The 3,709-nt window shown below is 50.4% G+C and carries 4 protein-coding genes; 3 read left to right on the forward strand and 1 reads right to left on the reverse strand.

Going from position 1 to position 3,709, the window contains the following annotated elements; genetic code table 11:
• The 3 genes from rpsD to rplQ all read left to right on the forward strand — a co-directional run.
• Positions 1-367 (forward strand): 30S ribosomal protein S4 (gene rpsD / locus B2Z72_RS17220; protein WP_297005406.1); only part of this gene is annotated, 367 nt, incomplete at its 5' end.
• A 22-nt stretch (positions 368-389) separates the two neighbouring features.
• A complete protein-coding gene (locus tag B2Z72_RS17225; RefSeq protein ID WP_296985160.1) occupies positions 390-1,391 on the forward strand; it encodes a DNA-directed RNA polymerase subunit alpha in 1,002 nt (333 codons plus the stop codon).
• 32 nt (positions 1,392-1,423) lie between these two features.
• On the forward strand, positions 1,424-1,825 hold the full coding sequence (rplQ, locus tag B2Z72_RS17230) for a 50S ribosomal protein L17 (protein ID WP_296985158.1): 402 nt from the start codon (positions 1,424-1,426) through the stop codon (positions 1,823-1,825).
• Between the two features lie 97 nt (positions 1,826-1,922).
• Here the strand turns inward: rplQ and B2Z72_RS17235 are convergent.
• Positions 1,923-3,709 (reverse strand): acyltransferase family protein (locus B2Z72_RS17235; protein WP_297005409.1); only part of this gene is annotated, 1,787 nt, incomplete at its 5' end.

Genomic DNA, 3,709 nt, shown 5'->3' on the forward strand with positions numbered 1-3,709 from the left:
AACCGGTGAAAACCTGCTGCAGCTGCTGGAATCACGTCTGGATAACGTTGTTTATCGTATGGGCTTTGGTTCTACCCGTGCTGAAGCACGTCAGCTGGTGTCTCACAAAGCAATCACTGTTAATGGTCAGTCCGTTAACATTCCTTCCTTCCAGGTTAAAGGCGGTGATGTGGTAGCTGTCCGTGAGAAGTCAAAGTCTCAGGATCGCATCAAGACTGCACTCGATCTGGCTGGTCAGCGTGCTGACTGCGGTTGGATTGATGTGAATGCCGGCAAGATGGAAGGAACTTTTAAAGCAGTTCCTGAGCGCGCTGATCTCCCTGCGGAGATCAACGAAAACCTGATCGTGGAACTTTACTCTAAATAATAGAGGAACTTAAGGGGCAGCTATGCAGCGTGCAGTTAATGAATTTTTGACTCCTCGCAACATTCAGGTTGATGAGGTAAACAACACCCACGCCAAGGTGACTCTGGAGCCTCTGGAGCGCGGTTTTGGCCACACTCTGGGAAGCGCATTGCGTCGTATCCTGCTGTCCTCTATGCCAGGCGCAGCAGTCGTAGAATGCGAAATCGACGGCGTTCTGCATGAGTACAGTGCTATCGAAGGTGTGCAGGAAGACGTTATTGAAATCCTGCTGAACCTGAAAGGGGTTGCGGTCAAATTACATGAACGTGACGAAGCAATCCTGAGCCTGACCAAAACTGGTCCGGCAACAGTGACAGCTGCCGATATTCAACTGGATCATGGTGTTGAAATTGCCAACCCGGATCACGTCATTGCCAATATTGGTGAAGGCGCTGAGCTGAAAATGAGCCTGAAAGTTGCTTCCGGTCGTGGTTACGAGACTGTTGAGTCCCGCAACCAGAACGATGAAGAAACCAAGGCCATTGGCAAACTCCAGCTGGATGCCACTTACAGCCCGGTTAAACGTGTGTCTTACAGCGTAGATTCTGCGCGTGTAGAACAGCGTACTGACCTGGATAAGCTGGTTATCGATCTGGAAACCAACGGTACTATTGATCCGGAAGAAGCGATTCGCCGTTCCGCGACCATCCTGCAGCAACAGCTGGCCATCTTCGTAAACCTGGAAAACGACGAAGTCGTTGAAACGGTTCGCGAAGAAGAAGAGATCGATCCGATTCTCCTGCGTCCTGTGGACGATCTGGAGCTGACTGTTCGTTCTGCCAACTGTCTGAAGGCCGAAAACATCTACTACATTGGTGATCTGATTCAGCGCACTGAAGTTGAGCTGCTGAAGACACCGAACTTAGGTAAGAAGTCTCTGACTGAAATCAAAGACGTTCTCGCCTCACGCGGACTGTCGTTGGGTATGCACCTGGAGAACTGGCCACCTGCCAGCCTCCGTAACGACGATAAAGTATTAGCCTGAGCGGAACGTTCAGTTAGTTAAGGAATTTAACCATGCGTCATCGTAAAAGTGGTCGTCACTTCAATCGTACTAGCGCACACCGTCAAGCCATGTTTAAAAACATGGCGGTGAGCCTGTTCGAGCATGAAATCATCAAGACTACTCTGCCAAAAGCGAAAGAGCTGCGTCGTGTAGCTGAGCCACTGATCACTCTTGCAAAAGAAGATTCAGTTGCTAATCGCCGTCTGGCCTTTGCCCGTACTCGTAGCAAAGAAGCAGTAGGTAAGTTGTTCACTGACCTGGGTCCGCGTTATCAGTCCCGTCCTGGTGGCTACATTCGTATTCTGAAATGTGGTTTCCGTGCCGGCGATAATGCACCAATGGCCTATGTCGAGCTGGTTGACCGTCCTGCTGTTGAAGCAGCTGACGTTGTTGAAGTAGCTGACGACGAATAAGCTCCGGCTTATTGAAAAAACCCGCCACCTGCAAAGGTTGCGGGTTTTTTGGGTCTGTTTGTTCTGCAGATCATCTTATAAGCGTGATCTGCAGAACTTATTTTTCCTTGCTCAGTGCGATGATCTCTTCTGCCAGCATACGGGCGCCGGCAACTGATGGGTGATCGTCGTCAAAGTAGAGACTGGTACTATTCCGCACTGCATAGCAGTCTGAATCGCCACAGTATATCCCGGCCGGATCGATCAGCTTCGGTTCGCTGCTGAACTGCATTTGCTCTAATGCATGAAGAATGTAGGCGTTGCGCTCCTGATAGAATTTTCTGCTTAACCCGGGGATGGTGATATTTTCAGCGTCTTCAGGGATGTCGGCGTCTGAAATTATCCTCATTATGCGGGCTGACAACTCTGGAATTGGTAACATCAGGTATACCTGCTTACCAGCCGCCTGAAGATGCTCAATCTGATGCTTCAAAGAGGACGTCATAAGCTCTCTGTCTGCCTCTTCAGCCGGATTGGCGGTGAGGTGACTGCTGAGGGAATCGCCTCCATATAAGGCCCTGGTGTAGCGGTGACCGAGTACTACATGTTTTACATCAGCGTCCTCAGCAACATAGTCGGTGGTTGCGTTGAGCCAACGACTGCATCTGCTGAAGTCATCCGCTTGCCCGTAAGACGGGGCGCAGCCGGAATAGCTGTGATGTTGTACAGCAATACCGGCGGGTTCTAATTCCTGTGCTAATGCATAGGCCAGTTCGATGACGTGGCTGTCGCCAATGACCGCCCACTCCGTCTTGCCGGTAAAATAGCGACAAGCGGACTCAGGCGGTATCTCGGCCGTTTTTTTAGAGTGACACGTTTCCCGGTATGGGCTTGGTTTCGCACTGTCAAACAAAGGAGCGAGATGAGGGAAGCGTTGCGGCAGGCCGCCATTATTTTCGTAATATTTTCCGCCAGCATAGACCAGCGCTGCGGCAATCAGGATCAAAGCCAGACCTGTTCTGCCGGAAGAGCGGGTAGGCTGCTCGATGAAGCGATAGGAGATCACCGACGCGATAAAAGCGAGCAATATCCCTGCTATTAATTCGCGGGTGTCGGTCAGTTGATTTAATGTCAGCAGGACCACAACCGGCCAATGCCAGAGATACAGTGAATACGAATAGTCACCGGTTTTCTGTATTGGTTCGAATGCCATAACCGGCAGCTTTCGCGGTTTGCTCAGTATGGCAATCATCGCCGCTGAAACCGGAATGAGAGTCGCCGCTCCAGGCCATGAAATTGTATTGTCGAGCATAAAAAAGCACAGGATGATGACTGCTATGGCAAGGTTGAAAACTGTGGTGCCTTTTTTAATCGTCAGCCTGTTTTGCAGAATAAATGCCGAGCCACCGGCGAGTAGTTCCCAGAATCGGCTGGTAAGCAGGTAAAACCCAGCCGCCGGATTCTCCCTGCTGTAAAGAACGGACGCTACGGCACCAGCAATCGTGCCGGCGATGATAAAGCCGCCAATCCAGCTGGCAGGGAATATTCGGTGCAGTGCCCAGAGTAGGACCGGAAAAATAATGTAGAACTGCCATTCAACCGATAATGACCAGGTGTGAAGCAGAATTTTCTCGTGGGACTCAATATCAAAATACCCTGCTTCTGACAGGAAGGTTGAGTTTGAGTGGAAGGTGATGGCTGACGATACATGCTCACCCAGAGTGATCAGGTCGGCAGGAGAATAAATCTGGTAACCAATCAGCAGCACAAACAGCAGCAGGGCGGTCATAGCGGGTACTATGCGCAGCACCCTGGCTTTATAAAACGTTAAAAAGGAAAAGGAATCTGCGCTCAGCGATTTAACGATAATCGCTGTCATCAGATAGCCGGAAATAACGAAAAATA

Origin of the sequence: Thalassolituus sp. UBA6592 (assembly GCF_002433655.1) — a bacterium.
Taxonomy (GTDB): Bacteria; Pseudomonadota; Gammaproteobacteria; order Pseudomonadales; family Oceanobacteraceae; genus Venatoribacter.

Bases quoted from the DNA above. Each gene is read 5' to 3' on its own strand.
- B2Z72_RS17225 (WP_296985160.1), top strand. From the start codon at position 390: ATGCAGCGTGCAGTTAATGAATTTTTGACTCCTCGCAACATTCAGGTT.
- rplQ (WP_296985158.1), top strand. From the start codon at position 1,424: ATGCGTCATCGTAAAAGTGGTCGTCACTTCAATCGTACTAGCGCACAC.